This window comes from Streptomyces sp. M41, from assembly GCF_043673425.1.
GTDB lineage: Bacteria > Actinomycetota > Actinomycetes > Streptomycetales > Streptomycetaceae > Streptomyces.
In genome coordinates, this window is the sequence record NZ_JBIMKE010000010.1 from 68,617 (window position 1) to 86,431 (window position 17,815).

Sequence of the window (17,815 nt, forward strand, 5' to 3'; positions counted from 1 at the left end):
GGCGAGGACGGCCTGAGTATGCCGTTTGCCTTCGGCACGTTTGCGTTCGTAGTAACAAGCAGATACGGCGAGGCGTCCACCGATCGTCCGTCACCGCTTCGGACTTCACCGCCCGCCGCGCGCTGGCCGCCCTCGACGAGGCCACCCTGGCGAAGATCGCAAAGGTACGGGCTCGGGTGCGTCGACAGGTATGGGGCCTGCTGCACCTACGGCCGCGTGGCTTCTCCTGGCGGCCAGGGCTCAGGTGACGGGCAGCCTCCACGGCCCGCGGACGGACAGCGTCGAGCTTGTCAGCGGGCGCCACGGGACCCGCACCCGCCGGGGACGTGGTCTCCCACCACGGTGGCAAGTGGAAGGCCAAGGGTGGACCCGGACCAACGAGCCCGGGGCTCCACCACGGCCTACGGCGCCTGGGCAGGAGGTGAGCGGCTGCAGATCACCACTGCACGCGGATCCTGGAAGAGACCGGCCTGGTTCTTGTCATATCTGGAGTGACGAAGCCCGAAAATTTCGCGTCATGCATCACTTTACGTTCGCGAGCGGAACTTCGGCACGGAGGTTGCGTCTTATCGAGCACCAATCGCCACTGGTGACCGCGATTGATCACGACCGCCGAACGAACCGGCGGAGCCGGCTGACTCCTGATCAGCAAGGATGTTTTCCGGTTGTCCTCGATGCCCTTCGCGGTTCACCGTCACACAAGGGGAGACATCATCTTGCGCCGCCGTCATGTATTCATCGCCGCTGGCCTTCTCACTGGTGTCACGGCGTCCACCATTGTTACCGGTTCGGGGCATGCGATCACCGGCGGCAAGGAGGCCGCGAGCGCACCCCCTGGCATGGTCCAGGTCATGACGCCCAAGCCCGCGGAGAACCGCGTTTCATGGTGCGGGGGGTCGCTCATCCACGCCAAGTGGGTACTCACCGCCGCACACTGCCCACAGGGCGGAGCGGGGTTGAAGTCCATCAGGGTTCGAACCGGCAGCCTGCAAGACGGCAAGGGCATCGCCGTGAAGGTAAAGGCCGTGCACTATCCGGCAGGGTCCGACCTCGCGCTGCTCGAGCTGCGCAAGAGTGTCGGCTCGGCCGCCACGATGCCCCTCGCCGACACCGACCCGGAGGTCGGCTCCATCGGTGACGTGTTCGGCTGGGGCAAGACCGAAACCGACAAGCGCGCGAAGAAGTTGAAGACGGCGGAGATGGAGACATCCAAGGTGGGCGGTGAGTGCACGGACTACGCAGGCGGGCTGGGCGTGTGCGCTGGACAGGTCACCGGCCAAGCCATAGGAGGGGACTCGGGTGGCCCGCTGCTCATCGACGGCAGGCAGGTCGGCGTGGTGTCCACCGGCGAGGTAGGGGACTACACCGCGTTCGCCAGCGTGGCTCACAGTCTGCCGTGGATGGAGCAGACCACGAGACTGGACTTGAACAACGACGGTCGAGTCGCCAACGCAGTCGCAGCACCTGCATGGTGAAGGAACGTGTTGAGGCGCACGGAAGAGCGCGTGCGGCGATTCGGGCCGGTCGTCCGCCGCTGCGGTCGGCCGGGACGTCCCCGGTCAACCGGCGTGCGGAGAAGCAGCGGTTTGGCGGAAGTCAGCTGAGGCGCTGAAGAGTGAGTGCGCGGCAGCCGCGTGTGGCGTGTCGCAGCCGTTGGGGCCGCGGTGGTTGCCTGAGGTTGGCGGCATGCCGCCGATCAGCCTCGATCCACCGTCGGGACGTTACCTGTCGTTCGCCGAGCGGGAGGAGATCGGACTGCTACGGGCGACGAAGTGCGGGGTCAGGGAGATCGCTCGCCGGACCGGCCGTTCGCCGTCGACGATCTCGCGGGAGCTACGGCTCAATGCGGCGACGCGCGGCGGTCGTCTGGACTACCGGGCCTCGGTCGCGCAGTGGCATGCCGACCGGCAGGCCCGCCGGTCCAAGACGTCCAAGCTCGCCGACAACGGGCGGCTCCAGCAGTATGTACAGGACCGGCTCGGCGGTGCGATCAGCGCGGCAGACGGCAGCGAGATCCTGGGTCCGCAGACGCGCTGGATCGGGCGCCGGCACGGCCGTCGGCAGGACCGGCGCTGGGCGACCTCCTGGAGCCCGGAGCAGATCGCCCGCAGGCTACCGTTCGACTTCCGCATGATGAGTCGATGCGCATCTCACACGAGGCCATCTACCGTGCCCTCCACAAACAGGGACGTGTTGGTCTGCGACGCGAGTTGGTGGCCTGTCTGCGCACCGGCCGGGCCCTACGCGTTCCCCGGGCCCCGCACCCGCGGCCGTGGCAAGAAGTTCGTCACCGAGGAGGCCAAGATCAGTCAGCGGCCTGCCGAGACTGAGGACCCGGCGGTGCCCCGACGTTGAGCTTGTTCAGTGAGCTTCTTCAGCGTTGCCTCTCCAGGGTGAGGAAAGAAGGCACGAGCGCGCCGACGCAAGGAAGATGACGGCCTCTCCCCAGGAGTGAAGCGCCTACCCGAGCCAGAGCGCTCCCCCAGCGGCACCATCGCGATAACCGCCCCGGCCACCGCTCGGACGGGGCCCCGCCCGCGTCGTACCGTCCATCCTGCCAATCCGACAGCGGCCCACCGGTCAGCCCTGCGAGGCCCACACGGCGGCGGTTCTGAGCCCTTCGGCCCCGAATGTGCCCCCAGCTGCGGACGCCGCGTAGTAGCCGCCCAAGGCGGCGAGCCTCATCAACGCGCCGCCCCAGATGGCCAGCTGCCGGACATGGATCAGCGCCCCGGCCACGGCAGTCCAGATGATCCAGGTGAACACCGCCGAGCAGCAGCCCGAACGCGACGGTCGGGGCGAGGACGCGGACGAGGGTGGTGCGACGAGGCGCGGCGACAGTACTCACATCCAGAACTATTCACTCGACGTATACGCACAGGGCATAGCCACTGGGACGTGGCGAGCACGGCCTTGCGAGGGCTCGCCACCGGGAGAAATCGACATGCTCTGCACTCCCTGCTCAACCAGCGCGAACCATGCCGTTCGAGGGGGTCTTGAAGTCCCGCACCGGCAAACCAAATTCCCCGATGCGTCATACAAGGAATCTGCTGGGTCGGCAGTTATCGTGGAGGCAGGTGACTAGACCTACATGGCGACGCACCCCGATTCTCGAGCAGTTTGAGGTGCATCGGGGCGCGGACTCTCAACGGCCACTGAACGTGGGGGTCGTCAATGTCCAATGGCACTGACCATCACCAGGACAACCTCGGCATACGAATGGGCTTCTGAGCGAAGGTCACCCGAGACCTCGGTCAGGGTCAGGTCACGAACTGACTACGGCAGCAACCTTGTTCGTACCACCCAGCATCACATTCGCTCTCAAGCGCTGATCAGGATGAAGATTCTGGGAGCCGCTGTCCGCGGTTACGTTATCGGCTAGGACGTTGTCCGTGATTCCACGGGGAGTTCGCCGAGGCCACGTCCGTGGGCAGGCCGAGCGCCGTAAGCGTGCCGGAATGGGGCAGGCAGTGGCGGTGCTCACGACTCCCCACCTTCCCGGTCATGTCGACGTTCGTTCCGATCATGTCGACGTTCGTTCGAGGACGGGCGCACACGGAGCCTGTCAGCGGTGTTGGTGCCGTCGAGCAGCGCCCAGCCTGGACGCCGACCGCGCGCTGCATCCTGGCGCACACCTGTGGACGGAGGACCGCAGATGCGCGATGTACGTGAAGAGGAGGCACCGCTTGTGACCACGGAGACGGAAGTACCCCGGCAGTCAATGGATGACAACCGCGAGTTGCGCCTGCTGGTGGTGCTCCTCGCCCTCGCGCTGGGGATGCTGACCACCTGTGCAGCCGTCTACCTCGCCTGGGTGCATCCGGCGCTCGCGCAACCCCTGGGTGTGGGAGCCGCCGTCGCGAGCACGCTCGCCCCCGTTTGCGGTGGCATTGCGCGCTTCCTGCGGCGGTGATGGAGCCTGGTCACGAATGGCTGCGTACAGTGCCAGCGCAGCCCCGGGCCGCGCGGCGGGAGGCGGCCCGGTGGGCACTCGGCCGGTGGCCGGTGGGGCGGGCGAAGAGGGCGCGGGGTGACGGCGTCACAGCCCGAGCCTGCCTACCAGCCGGCCCTGGGCCGATCACTGCATGAAGACGCGTTGGGAGCCCCGCTCCCACTAACCGCACCGAGTCACACGCGTGACGGCTGTGCCCTCACATCCCCAGCGCGGTAAAGGATCCGCAAAGCCGCGGGATGCAGTGTGCCGGCGCTGCTCTACGGGAGTGCCTGGTTCATCCGAGAGACACGGGGTTCAGGACATTCAGTCGGCAGCCACACGACAGAGAGCGGGCCAGATGTCGATGCAGAATCACTTGGGCGCCGTCGGCGACTATGTGATCGAAAGGCGCCTCGGCATGGGCGGGATGGGCACGGTGTACCTGGGACGGTCCCCTTCCGGCCGACAAGTTGCGGTCAAGGTCATCCACCAGCAGTTCAGCGGCGACTCCGCGTTCGTGGCCCGTTTCCGTCAGGAGGTCGCAGCCGCCCGGCTGGTCAGCGGGGCCTACACCGCTCCGGTGATCGACGCCGATCCGGATGCCGTGCCGCCATGGATGGCGACTCAGTACGTCGATGCAGAGACGCTCGCCCAGCACGTGAAGGGACGGGGGCCGTTGCACGGGCCCGAGCTGTTGTCGCTGGCGGTCGGACTGGCCGAGGCGGTGCGCGACATCCACCGTGCGGGCGTCGTGCACCGAGACCTCAAACCGGCAAACGTGCTGATGGGCAGAGATGGGCCGCTGGTCATCGACTTCGGCATCGCGCGGCCGATGGATGGCGCTGAGCTGCTCACTCAGACGGGTCGAACCGTCGGTACGCCGCCTTTCATGGCTCCGGAGCAGTTTGTCGCCCCGCGTGCGGTGGAGCCGGCCGCGGACATGTTCTCTCTCGGCTCGGTTCTGCACTTTGCCGCGACGGGCCGGGGCCCGTTCGATGCGGACAGTCCCTACATGGTGGGCCACAAGGTCGTACACGAAGAACCGGACCTGAAGGCGTTGCCGGCTGGGCTACGGGAAATCGTCGGCTCTTGTTTGGACAAGCGCCCCGAACGCCGGCCTACCGCTACCAGGCTGCTGGCTTGGCTGCGATCCGTGGCTTCAAGCCAGAGCTCGGTACTGGAAGTGGCCTCAAGCCAGAGCTCAGTACTGGACTACGTGCCCACCCCGCGAGCCAGGACGCCAAACCTGAGCAGCCCTTCCCCGAAGCAGCCGTCGGTTTCTCGGCTCCGGCGCGCCGTTCGGGCCTGCGTGGCTGCTGTCGTTGTCACCACGGTCGTAGGAACAGCAATGAGCATCACCACGTCAGGGGAACGGGACGGTGCTCAGGCCAGCGTCTCCCGGCTCCTCCCGGGCTGGGAGCCTTGGCGGAACGCCTTGAAAGGACCAAGGGGCGCCGGCTCACCCACCTGCGAGTTTGTCGAACAGGACGTGTACTGCTCCGGCGACGAAATCCAAGCCACCCGGCTAGCCATTACCGACGGAACCGTCAAGTGGACCAGGCCGGCCGTGTCCTCTGGTGGGAGCCCCTCCACGGTACTGGGCGGGTCTGCCTCAGGGCTGCTTCTGACCGTGCGGTACGAGGAGGCGCCGAACCCACCTCCCAGTTTTGACCACGGTGTTCCCAAAGGGGCCCGAATCGAAGCACTCGATCAGGAAACAGGCAACGTCCGGTGGGCCACCGACGTCGCATACGAGAAGGAGGGATACTTCTTCGGTGGCCCGTACGTGCTCGATGTGAACGAAGGACGCGAAGTACGTGCCCTTGCCGTCGACACCGGCCGCACCCTGTGGAAGCGCGAACTCGAAGAACACTCTTGCCGGTTCACCGGATCGCGCACTCTTGTCTATGCACTGTGTATGGGCGGCCAGGAAAAAGGTCACCCGTACACTCGGGTCACTGCGATGTCGCCCAACGACGGTCGCACTCTTTGGACTGCCGAGCACAACGACATCTACGGCTTCGTCGACTACCAGCAAGGCAATTTGTACTTCGCCAAGGACCCATGGGCCGAGGACCAGAACAACCTCGATACGCTGCTCATCCTCGACGAGCTCACACGCAAGTTCAGCCGCCGCCCGCTGCAACGGCCTCTGCGCACGGACAACACACGGCTGCACGGTGGAACGCTGTACGCGGTGGAACTCAGCGAGGTGCACGCCATCGACGTGGCGACGGGCCGTACGCGATGGACTGTGGACGCCAGTACCGACGGGCTCTCGGTACCGGCCGTTTCAGGAGAAGTCCTCTATCTCGCTACCGACAGCGGCCGGGTAGTCGCACTGGATCGCCTCAGCGGCGAGGAACTGTGGGCCACAGCCCCCCAGACCGATTCGGCCACGACATGGGGCCCTCCGGACCCACCGGCACCACCGGTACTGCTCAAGGACATCCTCATCGTGACGAGCTACGGGCTGACGGTTTCCGCTCTCGATGTCAACGACCCGTTGGCAACCTGAGAAACGCCGCCCTACCCGCACCGGCCCCTGGCCTCGGATCGACGATTGCACCGGTCCGGGCCCAGGGGGCTCAAGGAGGACGAGGTCGAGCGCTCCACTACTCAAGCCCTGGCTGGGACGTGGCAGGCCAGTGCCTCATTCGCAGGTCTCGGCCCGGCCCGCCGGGCCGCTGACGTACTCCACACGTACGCTGTCACTCTTCTCCAGCACCCAGACCGTCCCTTCGCGCGGGCTCCAGCGGACCGGTACGACGTAGACGCGATCCCCGGCGATATGGAACAGACGCAGTCCCGAGTACCGGAAGCCGTAGGCGCTGTCCTTCTCCCGAACGTGGAAGTAGCAGCTGCCGCCGCCTCGGATCATGAGGTCATGCTCGCTGAAGACGACCACAGCAGGGTCCCTGGTGTCCATGGTCCGAGCAGTATCGGCGGCCCGGCCCCTGCCGACGATGGCTGCGTAGGCATACACAGCCCAGAACATCAGGAGCACGCCGACCAGTACGGTCAATGCCCATAGGCGCTGATGGTGACGTCTTTGCGCCTCGGCGGGTCGGGGGGCGCCAGGGGCCTCGGGCTCTGTCACCGAGGAGCGCGTGCGGGCGTACGCGGTGAGTATGAAACCGACGATGGCGGTCAGCGGGATGAGCAGGTCGAACAGGCTGGGGTGGAGCCGATAGGGCAGAAGCAGTGCCAGTGGCGGAAGCCAGGCGAACCGCAGGCGGCGGGCGGCCCATGCGGTCCTGCGGGGCTCCGCGGCGGTCCAGTGATGAAGGCCCACCGCGGCGAGCGCCGCCCCCGCGATCAGCCACGCCGGCAGAAACAGTGCCTGCACGCTCCGCAATAGGTAGTCGCTGGTCGAGAGATGGAAGAGCGAGTCCTGGAGTCCAAGAGCCCGGCTCTCCGCGTCACTGCTTGCCCAGCCGAAGTAGAAGAGGACCGCGGTCAGCAAGGTCACCGACGAGCCGACCGCGCCGACCAGCTCCAGCCAGCCGGGAATGACTGTGGTGCCGGGTCCGGGCGCCGGGGACGTGGTGGGCGAGGGTGTGGGGGCAGCCGTGGACCCGGGCTCGGGGTCCGCCGGCGCAGGAGAGGGGGGTCGGGGGCCCTGGGCGGGCGGGGTTGTCGGAGGCGTCGATGTGGCGTTAGGCACGGGGGCCGGGGACGGATCAGGGATCGGACCAGTTCCCGGCTCCGGGCCGTTGCGGTTACCTCTGATGCGTCGGCGGACTCGGGCCGCGAGCGACGCGGGCCGAGTCATGGTTGCTCAACCGAGGGAAGGACGGTGACAGTGGGCCCGGCCAGGTAGAACGAGTTGCCCTCGCCCCGTAGCGTGACGTGGGCCTCGCCGAGTGGCAGGCCGTCCGGTACCTCGACGGACAACCCTGCCCTGTGGCAGCAGCGGTCCTTCGGATCGCCTGGCTGGAACGAGGCCTTCACCTCGTCGAAGTACACGGAGACCGGCACCGGCCAGGTGCCGTTGATCCCGAAGTAGCCGCCCTGACGCACGGTCGATGAGCTGAACTCCGTGATTTCGTTCGGACACGCGGCACGCCCTGATCGGGGCGGCCCGAACACGACCTTGCCGTCCGGGTGCTGCATCCGGAAAACAGCGAGTTCCTCGAGTACTCGGAAGCCCGCGTCGTACTTGCAACTGCCCGACGAGTGGCCCTTCACCTCGGAGTACGCGCTGGTGACCGTCTGCCACTGATCGCTGTGTCCCTGCGCGATGTGACAGGCGGCGACGAGCCCCTTGAGCACCTTCCAGGGGTATGGGTCGCTCTCCCACTTGCCCTGACGTCCGGCGTCCTGGTAGCGGGTCTGCGCCAGCTGACAGTCCCTGCGCTGCACCAGGTCGTAAACATGGTCGAAGTTGGCATAGTCGTTGGACGGTGACGTCGGGCCGAACGGCGTCCAGGCCAGGTCCTTGCTCGGCCTCGATTGCCCCGCGGTGTCTCCACCACCTGACGGCGGTGTCCAGTGGGTGTGGGTCCGTCGCCCCTCGGGCGTCCACGTTCCCCCGTGGCCACCCGAACTGCCCGGCGGTCCGCTCGTTCCGCTGGACCAGGTGGAGCCACCTGGTGCGTCGGTCGGGCCCGGACCGCCGGGGGAACGCGGCGTCGCTGAAGTCGACGGCGCCGACGGTAACGAGACAGCCGGACCGTCGGTTTTCGTTTCCCCATCCGCTTCTTCCCGCCCGGACCCGCACCCGGCGAGCGCCAACGTCAGCGCCGTCGCGAGCACGACTGCGATCCTTCTCCCCCGGCCCCCCATGTCCCGCCCCCCAGCAGACATCGTCGAACTTTACGCTCATACAAGGCAATTCAAGGGTAGAGGCAGGACTCCGCCGGGCGCCGGGCTTTGCACACACGAGGCTCGGCTGCCTTCGGCCCCAGAGCCTGCCGACGAGTAACTCCCCTCGGAGTCCGATGGCCGGCCACTCACTCAGGCCTTCGGCTCCTTCGGCTCCTTCGGCTCATCGGGCTGCTCCGGGGACACAGGCGGCTCGGCGGGTGTCGGCGCGGGTGGGCGGAACAGTACGGCTCGGGCCACGGGCGGGGCGAACAGCGTGGTGACGGGCGCGGAGAGGGTCAGTACGGAGCGGAAGGCCCGCCCCACGACAGGGTCCCCGGGGTAACACTCCTGCACGCGCCGCAGGTACCAGTCGGCCATGCGGTCCACGGATCCGCCGCCGACCGCATTGCCGGTGGCGCCCGGCATCTTGCGGTCCGCACCGGCGGAGATGTCCCACGCCTGCTGGGACGCCTCGAGGAGTGCTCGCTGCACGCGCCGCGTCGTGGGCGTCCGGCGCGGATCGGCCAACGCATCGCGCAGGGCGACCGCGCCCATCGCGGCGACGGCCATACCCTGGCCGTAGATCGGGTTGAAGGTGCACAGGGCGTCGCCGGTAGCGAGGAATCCGGCCGGTCTGCGGCCGGGCCGGTCGTAGCGGCGACGGACATTGGCGGTCCGCCGATAGCCGAACGCCGGCGACAGGGGTTCGGCCTCTTCCAGCCACCGGTGCAGGAGCGCATGCGGCAGCCTCTTGGTGTAGGCCACGAACTCGTCGTCACCCGTTGGCGGTTCGTCGCCCCGCAGCCCCGAGACGATGACCAGGTGGCTGCCGTCCTCCAGCGGCAGAGCACCGCCGGCGTGGACCTGGTCGGGGCTCGGGTAGACGTAGTAGCCGGCGGTATCACCGCCGAGGCCGTCGCTCCTGCCGCGGTAGACGCGTGAGGCGTACGCGAGCCCCGTGTCGATGATCTCCTCGTGCGGGGCGTGGGCACCGATGGCCATGAGCCACTGCCGGGCCTTCGTGCCGCTGCCGGAAGCGTCGACGACCAGGTCGCTCTCGATAGCCCGGTTCTCCGCGCGGGCGGCCTCGGCGGAGCGCTCCCGCAGCGCTACGCCCCGCACGCGCGAGGGATCACCGAGCAGACCCACGACGTCGGCCCCCTCCACCATGCTGATCACCGGGTTGGCCAGAACGCGCTGCCGCACCAGGTGCTCGAGCTGCGCGCGGGACCCGGTGTAGATGTGCGTCGTCGCGGGCACCCGGCGGAACCAGCGGCCACTTTGCCACAGCACCAGATCGGACGGCATACCCACCAGCGGGGCTCCCAGCGCCCGCAGTTCCGCCAGGAAGCCCGGCAGCAGCGACTCCAGGGCCGTCTGCCCACCCTCCAGAAGCACATGAGGATGCCGACCCTGCGGTACGCCGGACCGCGGCCTCGCCCCGTCCGGCAGCCGGTCCCGCTCCACAACCGTCACCCGGTCGGCATGTCCGGCGAGAACGTGCGCCGCGAGCAACCCCGCGAGGCTCCCACCCACCACGACCGCGTGCCGCCCGCCCCGGCGAGCGCCCACGCCCCGACGGCCCGCTTCTCCGGCTGAGTTCACCGAATCACTCCCCTGCTCGCAACGTCGACAGACGGCACCAGCATCCCACTGGACAGGGCGGGTTGACCGCGTTCCAGACCTTTTGCGCCCTTCCGTATGCACCCGAGCCGTGCGCCTCCACCTGCGACGCGTACGCACACTCGGGTGGCGTGCTCCTCACGCACCGAGCAACGGCCACAAGCTAAGTAATGACCCGTTACTCAGTGAGGCAGCAGAACGTTGCCCGGATGCCGGCACAGGCGGTGCCGGCGAGGGCGAGGAGGAAGCGTGCTGTCGGAAGCTTTGTGGGGGCTGGGGGCCGTCGTCGGTACGGCGTTGGCGGGGGCCATGGCGGCAGACGTCTGGCAGTCTGCGCGACTGCGGTTCGCGGGGTTGTTCGGCCGAGGTGAGCCCGCCGCGGACAGGGCTGCGCACACGCCGGAAACCGGCACGGCTGAGCGGGACGCCCAAGACGAGCACCGGCCCGGGCCCCGGTCCCAGAACCGGCCCCGGGCCCGGCCTGCCTGCGTACAGCACAACATCGCCGGGAACGGCGGGACGCAGCACATCACCCTGAGCGGTGACGTCAATGTCGGCCGACGAGGTTGGGAACCACGGTGAGCGGCGAGGCAGGGCCCGACCGCGCAGGAACGGGAGCCTCGGTGGCCGGGCAGAGCAATACGGCGCATCAGGGTGGCACCCAGTACATCACCGGTGGTGGCGACATGACGACCGTCAACTTGTTCGTCGTGCTGAGTGAGCGTTCGAAGGAGGAGGAGGACCACAGCCCCATGTCTGCTCCGACGCGCCGCGAACGGCTGCGCCGACAGATGTCCAGGGACGTCCGCGCCGCGGCGCGCGAGGTCATCACCCGGCAGGGGGTGGAGGCGTTGACGCTCGCCGAGATCGCCCGGCGGGTCGGGGTGACGCCGGCGGCTCTCTACCGGCACTTCGACGATCTCGGGGACATCGTGCGGCAGACGGCCCGGGACATCGTCATCGAGCTCACCGACGAGTTGCGGGACGCGATCGACGGGGAGACCGAAACGGACTTCGCGGCCCGCTTGATCGCGCCGGCGCGGGTGTTCCGGCGCTGGGCCCTGACGCATCGGCAACAGTTTCGACTGCTCTTCGGCACGTCCACCGTGGCCGCCGGGGTGGCCCACACCGATGTGACGGCCGGGTGGGTCCGCGAACTCGCCGCCATCTGGGGCGCCGAGCACATGCGCCTGTGGGCGGCGCGCCCTTATCGGATCCTGGGCGACGGGGACCTCGACCCACGGCTGCGCCGGCAGGTCGCCGACTACCGCGCCGCCACGGGCGTCGACCTGCCGCTCGGCGCCCTGGTCGTGATGTTGTCGTGCTGGCGCTCCCTGTACGGGCAGGTGGCAATGGAGGTGTTCGAACACCTGACCCCGGTGATCGACGACCAGGAGCTGGTGTTCGAGCTACTGATGCTCGAATCGGTGACCCGTATGGGACTGGGGGCGGACTACCGACCCCCGGAAGGCCTGGGAAGCTGCGTCCGTAGCTGAAGCGACGCGGCGATCCGACCTGGCGGCCGGACCGGATCCGCTCGTTGCACCCGGGCATACCGCGCCGGGCGCCTCGACCTTGATTGCCGGCCCCTGGAACAGTCGACGGACAGGGACGGTCGCACAGCCCCGTCGTCCTCGACCGGATAGGGCACGAACGTGCTGCTGTTCTGGTCGATGAGCAGCGGGCGGCCCAGTGGTGGAGCGGCGCGTTGGGAGCAGCCGAGGCGTTCGCAGACGCGGCAGCCCATGCCGATGGGGTTGGCGGCGGAGGGGCTGGTGAGGTCGAGGCCGTCGGAGTAGACGAGGCGGTGGGCGTGGCGGGTCTCGCAGCCGAGGCCGATGGCGAAGGTCTTGCCGGGCTCGCCCCAGCCGCCGCGATGCCGGGTGAGCGCGCGGGCGCTCCACAAGTACCGCTGTCCGTCCGGCATTCGGCGATCTGGACATGGATGCGGCCGGGCGCGGCGAACGCCTCGTAGACGTTCCACAGGGGGCAGGTGCCGCCCGCCCGGGAGAAGTGGAAGCCGGTCGCGGACTGCCGTTTGGACATGTTCCCGGCGCGGTCGACGCGGACGAAGGAGAAGGGGACGCCTCGCAGGCGGGGGCGTTGGAGGGTGCTGAGGCGGTGGCAGACGGTCTCGTAGCCGAGGCCGTAGCGGTCGGTGAGGCGCTCGATGTCGTAGCGGAACTCCTCGGCCGCCGTGTGGAAGGCGGTGTACGGCAGGATCAGCGCGGCGGCGAAGTAGTTGGCGATGCCGATGCGGGCCAGGGCGTGGCTGGGTGAGCCGGGCGGGAAGTCCTCGGCGGCCAGGCTGTCCAGCTCCTCGCCATGTTCCAGCAGGGCCAGCTGGGTCGCCATGCGGAAGGCACGCTGGCCGGGGCGCAGACGGGGCGACAGGTGGAGGGTACGGCTTCTGCTGTCGTAGCGATGCAGTCGTTCGCCGGTCTCGGTGTCGAGATGGATGCCGTGGGTTCCGGCGAGGCGCGCGGTGAGGGCCCCGATCACCTCACCGGGCCGGATGCCGATCTCCGCCGCCAGGCGTTCGGCGGCGAGGTCGGTGTCGTGCAGGTAGTTCTGGCGACGGTAGAAGAAGTCCCGGATGTCCTCATGGGGCGAGCGGGGCAGTTCGACGCCCGCCTCACGGCCGTCGGCCGCGCCCGCGAGCCGCTCGGACCGCAGTTGGTTGCGGCGGCCCAGGTCGAGCAGCGCCTGCGCGATCGCGGGCATCCGGGCGGCGAGTTCGGCGAGGTCGGACGGGGAGACCCGGGCGGCGGCGATCTCACCCCGTCAGCGCCTCGCGCAGGTCGGCCACAGTCGGGCGGTGTCCCGCTCGGAGAAGAAGGCGGCATCGACGCCGAAGGTCTCCGTCAGCCGGAGCAGGACGGGCACGGTGAGCGGGCGGGAGTCGTGCTCCATCTGGTTCAGATTGCTCGGGGAGATGCCGAGGGTGCGGGCCAGTTCCGCCTGGCTCATCCGGCGCTCCTCGCGCAGCCGCCGTAGCCGCGCACCCGCGTACGTCCTGCTCACCCGCACTCCTTCGCACCCGCACTCCCCAGGCGTCCCCCGGCCCGGTCGGCGTACGGGATGAGTTCATCGATTCAACATTCGCAAAGTTGGCAGAACGCGACGAGAAGATTCACAGAAGTTGGCATTGATCCACAGTTGATGGCACTCAGTGCCAGTGCCAGAGTTGCCGTGCGGCCCGCCGGACCCGGCAGGCACCGCCCGGAACCGGGGCGCGATTCATGCCCTGACGTCGGAGATCCCGGCATCTGGGCAGCCAACGTCGGCAGCATTGCTCAGCTTCGCCCACCAGGGCGACGGCGGGCCGCACTCCAGGATTGAGACACGCAGTGCCACCCCTGTTTCTTTCCGACTGCGGGATTGGCAGCCAGTGCAAACCGAGGAAACGGTGACAGTCATGGCAGAAGCGAGGACGCAGGCGGCCGAGGAACTGGCCCAGCGCTGGGCCGACGACCCGCGCTGGCGGGGCATCGAGCGCACCTACAGCGCCGAGGACGTCGTACGACTGTCCGGCAGCGTCCGTGAGGAGCACACCCTGGCCCGGCGCGGCGCCGAGCGGCTGTGGCGTCAGCTGCACGAGCAGGACTACATCCACGCGCTGGGCGCACTCACCGGCGGTCAGGCCGTCCAGCAGGTGAAGGCGGGGCTCCAGGCCATCTACCTGTCCGGCTGGCAGGTCGCCGCCGACGCCAACCAGGCCGGGCACACCTACCCCGACCAGAGCCTGTACCCGGCCAACTCGGTGCCGCAGGTGGTGCGCCGGATCAACAACGCGCTGCTGCGCGCCGACCAGATCGCCACCGCCGAGAACGCGGGCGACACCACCGACTGGCTGGCGCCGATCGTCGCGGACGCCGAGGCCGGTTTCGGCGGCCCGCTCAACGCCTTCGAGCTGACCAAGGGCATGATCGCGGCCGGCGCGGCCGGCATCCACTACGAGGACCAGCTCGCCTCCGAGAAGAAGTGCGGCCACCTCGGCGGCAAGGTCCTCGTCCCGACCTCGCAGCACATCCGGACCCTCAACGCGGCCCGTCTCGCCGCCGACATCGCCGACGTGCCGACCGTCATCATCGCCCGCACGGACGCCCTCGCCGCGAACCTGCTCACCACCGACGTCGACGAGCGCGACGCCGAGTTCACCACCGGCGAGCGCACGGCCGAAGGCTTCTACCGGGTCCGCAACGGCATGGCCCCGGTCATCGCACGAGGGCTCGCGTACGCCCCGTACGCCGACCTCATCTGGGTCGAGACCGGTACGCCGGATCTCGCCCAGGCCCGGGAGTTCGCGGAGGCCATCCACGCCCAGTACCCGGACCAGATGCTGGCCTACAACTGCTCGCCGTCCTTCAACTGGAAGGCGGCGCTGGACGACGACCAGATCGCCAAGTTCCAGCGGGAGCTGGGGGCCATGGGGTACCGGTTCCAGTTCATCACCCTGGCCGGGTTCCACTCCCTCAACCACGGCATGTTCGACCTCGCCCGCGGCTACGCCGAGCACGGCATGACCGCGTACGTCGACCTCCAGGAGCGGGAGTTCGCCGCGCAGCAGCACGGCTTCACCGCCGTCAAGCACCAGCGTGAGGTCGGCACCGGCTACTTCGACCTGGTCTCCACCGCCGTCAACCCCGCCTCCTCCACCACGGCGCTCGCCGGGTCCACGGAGGAAGAGCAGTTCCACTAGGCCACCAGGCCCCGCCGTCCGGACATGCCGCCCTCCGGACGGCCCTCGGCCAAGCCGGAGGGGGGACGAAACCGTCTCCGTCCCCCCTCCGCTCTCATCCCTCAGGAGAGCCCGATGTCCACCACCACACTCACCCACCACGTCCGCGTCCTCGCCGCCGCCGGTCACCGGCACGACGAGATCCTCACGCCCGCCGCTCTCGACTTCGTCGGCAGGCTGACCGGCGCCTTCGCGGAGCGCCGTCGGGAACTTCTGAAGGAGCGTCGCCGGCAGGCCCTGCGGCTGGCCAGTGGCTCGCCGCTCGACTTCCCCATGGTCACCTCCGCCGTGCGCGCCGACCCGAGCTGGCGGGTGGCGCCGCCCGCGCCCGGTCTGACCGACCGCCGGGTCGAGATCACCGGCCCGCCCGAGCGTCGTATGACCGTCAACGCCCTCAACTCCGGCGCCCCGGTCTGGCTGGCGGACTTCGAGGATGCCACCGCGCCCAGCTGGGACAACATCGTCTCCGGTCAGCTCAACCTGCTCGATGCCATCGAGCGTCGCATCGACTTCACCTCGACGGAGGGCAAGGAGTACCGGCTGAGGGACCGCGACCGGCTCGCCACTATCGTGGTGCGACCTCGTGGCTGGCACCTCGACGAGGAGCACCTGGAGTTCGACGGCCGGCCGGTGCCCGCGGCCCTGGTCGACTTCGGGCTGTACTTCTTCCACTGTGCCCAGCGGCAGATCGACGCCGGGCACGGCCCGTACTTCTACCTGCCCAAGCTGGAGAACCGCTACGAGGCCCGCCTGTGGAACGACATCTTCGTCGCCGCGCAGGAACTCCTCGGCATCCCGCGCGGCACCATCCGCGCCACCGTTCTCATCGAGACGATCACCGCCGCCTTCGAGATGGAGGAGATCCTCCACGAACTGCGCGAGCACAGCGCTGGACTCAACGCCGGCCGCTGGGACTACCTGTTCAGTCTCATCAAGACGTTCGGCCACCGCACCGACTTCCTCCTGCCCGACCGGGCGCAGGTCACCATGACCGCGCCGTTCATGCGCGCCTACACCGAACTCCTCGTCCGTACCTGCCACAAGCGCGGCGCGCACGCCATCGGCGGCATGGCCGCCCAGGTGCCCGGCAAGGACCCCGCCGCGAACGAGGCCGCGCTCGCCAAGGTGCGCCTCGACAAGGAGCGGGAGGCGGAGGACGGCTTCGACGGGTCGTGGGTGGCTCATCCCGCGCTCGTCCCCGTGTGCCGCGAGGTCTTCGACAACGTCCTCGGCGCACGGCCGCACCAGCTCGACCGCACCCGGGACGACGTGGAAGTGGCACCGGCCGACTTGTTGTCGGTGCGCCGGATCAGCGGCCCTCCCACGGCGGAGGGGGTGCGCACCAACGTGTCGGTGGCGTTGCGGTACTTCGCCGCCTGGCTGCGCGGCCAGGGCGCGGTCGCCATCAACGGGCTGATGGAGGACGCGGCCACCGCCGAGATCGCCCGCGTGCAGATCTGGCAGTGGCTACGGCACCAGGTGATCGACCGGGAGACGGTGGAGCGGGTGCTGGACGACGAGCTCGTGGCGCTCGGCGCCGAGTACCCGTGGGCGCCCGTCGACGAGATCCGCGCTCTCTTCGAACGGACGGCCCTGGTGGGTGAACTTCCGCTGTTCTTCACCCCGGACGCCTACAGTCGCCATCTGGTGCGGCGGACGGAGGCTCAGGGATGAGCGCGGTCATCGGACGCGTCGGCGTGGTCGGCGGCGGCCAGATGGGCGCCGGCATCGCCGAGGTGTGCGCACGGGCCGGGCTCGACACCGTGCTGTGCGAAGTGGACGCGGTCGCCGCTCGCGCCGCACGGGACCGCGTCGCCGGCTCGCTCGCCCGTGCCGTGCGACGGGGCAAGCTGACGTCGCAGGCCGCGGACGACGCTCTCGTCCGGCTCGTGTTCAGCAGCAGCCTGGAGGACCTCGCCGACCGGCAGCTCGTCGTCGAGGCCGTCATCGAGAACGCCGACGCCAAGACAGAGATCTTTACCGCGCTCGACAAGATCGTCGAAGACCCGGCGGCCGTGCTCGCCACGAACACCTCCTCCCTCCCGGTCATGCGGCTCGGCATGGCCACCAGCCGGGCCGACCGGGTCATCGGCCTGCACTTCTTCAACCCCGTCCCCGTCCTGCCGCTGGTCGAGCTGGTGACCTCGCTGCACACGGCACCGCAGACGGTCGCCGCGGTGCGGGACTTCGCCACCCAGGTACTCGGCAAGACGGTGATCCAGTCCCAGGACCGGGCCGGCTTCGTCGTCAACGCCCTGCTCGTCCCCTACCTGCTGTCCGCGATCCGCATGGCCGAGTCCGGCTTCGCCACCGCCGCCGACATCGACACCGGCATGGAACTGGGCTGCGCCCACCCCATGGGCCCGCTGAAACTCGCGGACCTGATCGGCCTGGACACCGTCGCGTCGATCGCCGAGTCCCTCTACGACGAGTTCAAGGAACCCCTCTACGCCCCTCCCCCGCTGCTCCAGCGGATGGTGGAGGCGGGGCTGCTGGGCCGTAAGGCCGGCCGGGGGTTCCACACCTACGACCAGGGCTGAGGCCCTGGTACGACGCGGGCTGAGGGGCCCGCACCGCCGCGGGGGTGAGGGTCCCGCGCGGCGCGACTGGGAAAAGGGGCGGGAAGCGCGTGTGCGGCGCTTCCCGTCCCTTCGCGTTCGGCCGGCGTAGTGTTCCGCGTCACCTGCCACATCCTGGACGGCTCTCTT

11 protein-coding genes and 2 pseudogenes are annotated in these 17,815 nt (G+C 69.0%); 8 read left to right on the plus strand and 5 right to left on the minus strand.

Annotated elements, in window-relative coordinates; all coding sequences use genetic code 11:
• The first annotated feature begins 716 nt into the window (after positions 1-716).
• Together ACHBTE_RS15685 and ACHBTE_RS15690 are read left to right on the plus strand one after the other, a co-directional pair.
• A complete protein-coding gene (locus ACHBTE_RS15685; RefSeq protein ID WP_394724423.1) occupies positions 717-1,475 on the plus strand; it encodes a S1 family peptidase in 759 nt (252 codons plus the stop codon).
• 211 nt (positions 1,476-1,686) lie between these two features.
• Positions 1,687-2,346, plus strand: a pseudogene (locus ACHBTE_RS15690) (transposase); the annotation flags it as partial.
• A 234-nt stretch (positions 2,347-2,580) separates the two neighbouring features.
• On the opposite strand, the gene ACHBTE_RS15695 reads toward ACHBTE_RS15690, so the two are convergent.
• Entirely contained in the window at positions 2,581-2,766 is a 186-nt protein-coding gene (locus ACHBTE_RS15695; protein WP_394724424.1) for a hypothetical protein, read from the minus strand.
• Positions 2,767-3,655: 889 nt separating this feature from the next.
• Between ACHBTE_RS15695 and ACHBTE_RS15700 the strand changes: the two genes are divergently transcribed.
• Complete coding sequence (locus tag ACHBTE_RS15700; RefSeq protein ID WP_394724426.1) at positions 3,656-3,913, plus strand: hypothetical protein; 258 nt, start codon at positions 3,656-3,658, stop codon at positions 3,911-3,913.
• A 379-nt stretch (positions 3,914-4,292) separates the two neighbouring features.
• Positions 4,293-6,452 (plus strand): PQQ-binding-like beta-propeller repeat protein, encoded by a 2,160-nt coding sequence (locus ACHBTE_RS15705; protein WP_394724427.1) that lies wholly within the window; start codon positions 4,293-4,295, stop codon positions 6,450-6,452.
• A 135-nt stretch (positions 6,453-6,587) separates the two neighbouring features.
• On the opposite strand, the gene ACHBTE_RS15710 is transcribed toward ACHBTE_RS15705, so the two are convergent.
• The 3 genes from ACHBTE_RS15710 to ACHBTE_RS15720 form a co-directional block, all read right to left on the minus strand.
• On the minus strand, positions 6,588-7,406 hold the full coding sequence (locus tag ACHBTE_RS15710; protein ID WP_394724429.1) for a hypothetical protein: 819 nt from the start codon (positions 7,404-7,406) through the stop codon (positions 6,588-6,590).
• Between the two features lie 299 nt (positions 7,407-7,705).
• On the minus strand, positions 7,706-8,692 hold the full coding sequence (locus tag ACHBTE_RS15715; RefSeq protein ID WP_394724430.1) for a hypothetical protein: 987 nt from the start codon (positions 8,690-8,692) through the stop codon (positions 7,706-7,708).
• A gap of 201 nt (positions 8,693-8,893) precedes the next feature.
• Entirely contained in the window at positions 8,894-10,279 is a 1,386-nt protein-coding gene (locus tag ACHBTE_RS15720) for an FAD-dependent oxidoreductase (RefSeq protein ID WP_394724555.1), read from the minus strand.
• Between the two features lie 773 nt (positions 10,280-11,052).
• Here ACHBTE_RS15720 and ACHBTE_RS15725 point away from each other — a divergent pair.
• Positions 11,053-11,862: a TetR/AcrR family transcriptional regulator gene (locus ACHBTE_RS15725; RefSeq protein WP_394724431.1), complete on the plus strand. Its 810-nt coding sequence runs from the start codon at positions 11,053-11,055 to the stop codon at positions 11,860-11,862.
• Between the two features lie 131 nt (positions 11,863-11,993).
• Here ACHBTE_RS15725 and ACHBTE_RS15730 read toward each other — a convergent pair.
• Positions 11,994-13,390: pseudogene (locus ACHBTE_RS15730) on the minus strand (short-chain fatty acyl-CoA regulator family protein); the annotation flags it as partial.
• Positions 13,391-13,784: 394 nt separating this feature from the next.
• Here ACHBTE_RS15730 and aceA point away from each other — a divergent pair.
• The 3 genes from aceA (at position 13,785) to ACHBTE_RS15745 (ending at position 17,647) form a co-directional block, all read left to right on the plus strand.
• The gene (gene aceA / locus ACHBTE_RS15735; protein ID WP_394724433.1) at positions 13,785-15,068 is read left to right on the plus strand and encodes an isocitrate lyase; all 1,284 of its coding nucleotides are present in this window, start codon (positions 13,785-13,787) and stop codon (positions 15,066-15,068) included.
• A gap of 114 nt (positions 15,069-15,182) precedes the next feature.
• Positions 15,183-16,781 carry a malate synthase A gene (gene aceB, locus ACHBTE_RS15740; protein WP_394724435.1) on the plus strand — a complete coding sequence of 533 codons (1,599 nt, stop codon included), beginning with the start codon at positions 15,183-15,185 and terminating at the stop codon, positions 16,779-16,781.
• Positions 16,778-17,647 (plus strand): 3-hydroxybutyryl-CoA dehydrogenase, encoded by an 870-nt coding sequence (locus tag ACHBTE_RS15745; RefSeq protein ID WP_394724437.1) that lies wholly within the window; start codon positions 16,778-16,780, stop codon positions 17,645-17,647. Before aceB ends, ACHBTE_RS15745 begins: the two co-directional genes overlap by 4 nt.
• The last annotated feature ends 168 nt before the right edge of the window (positions 17,648-17,815 follow it).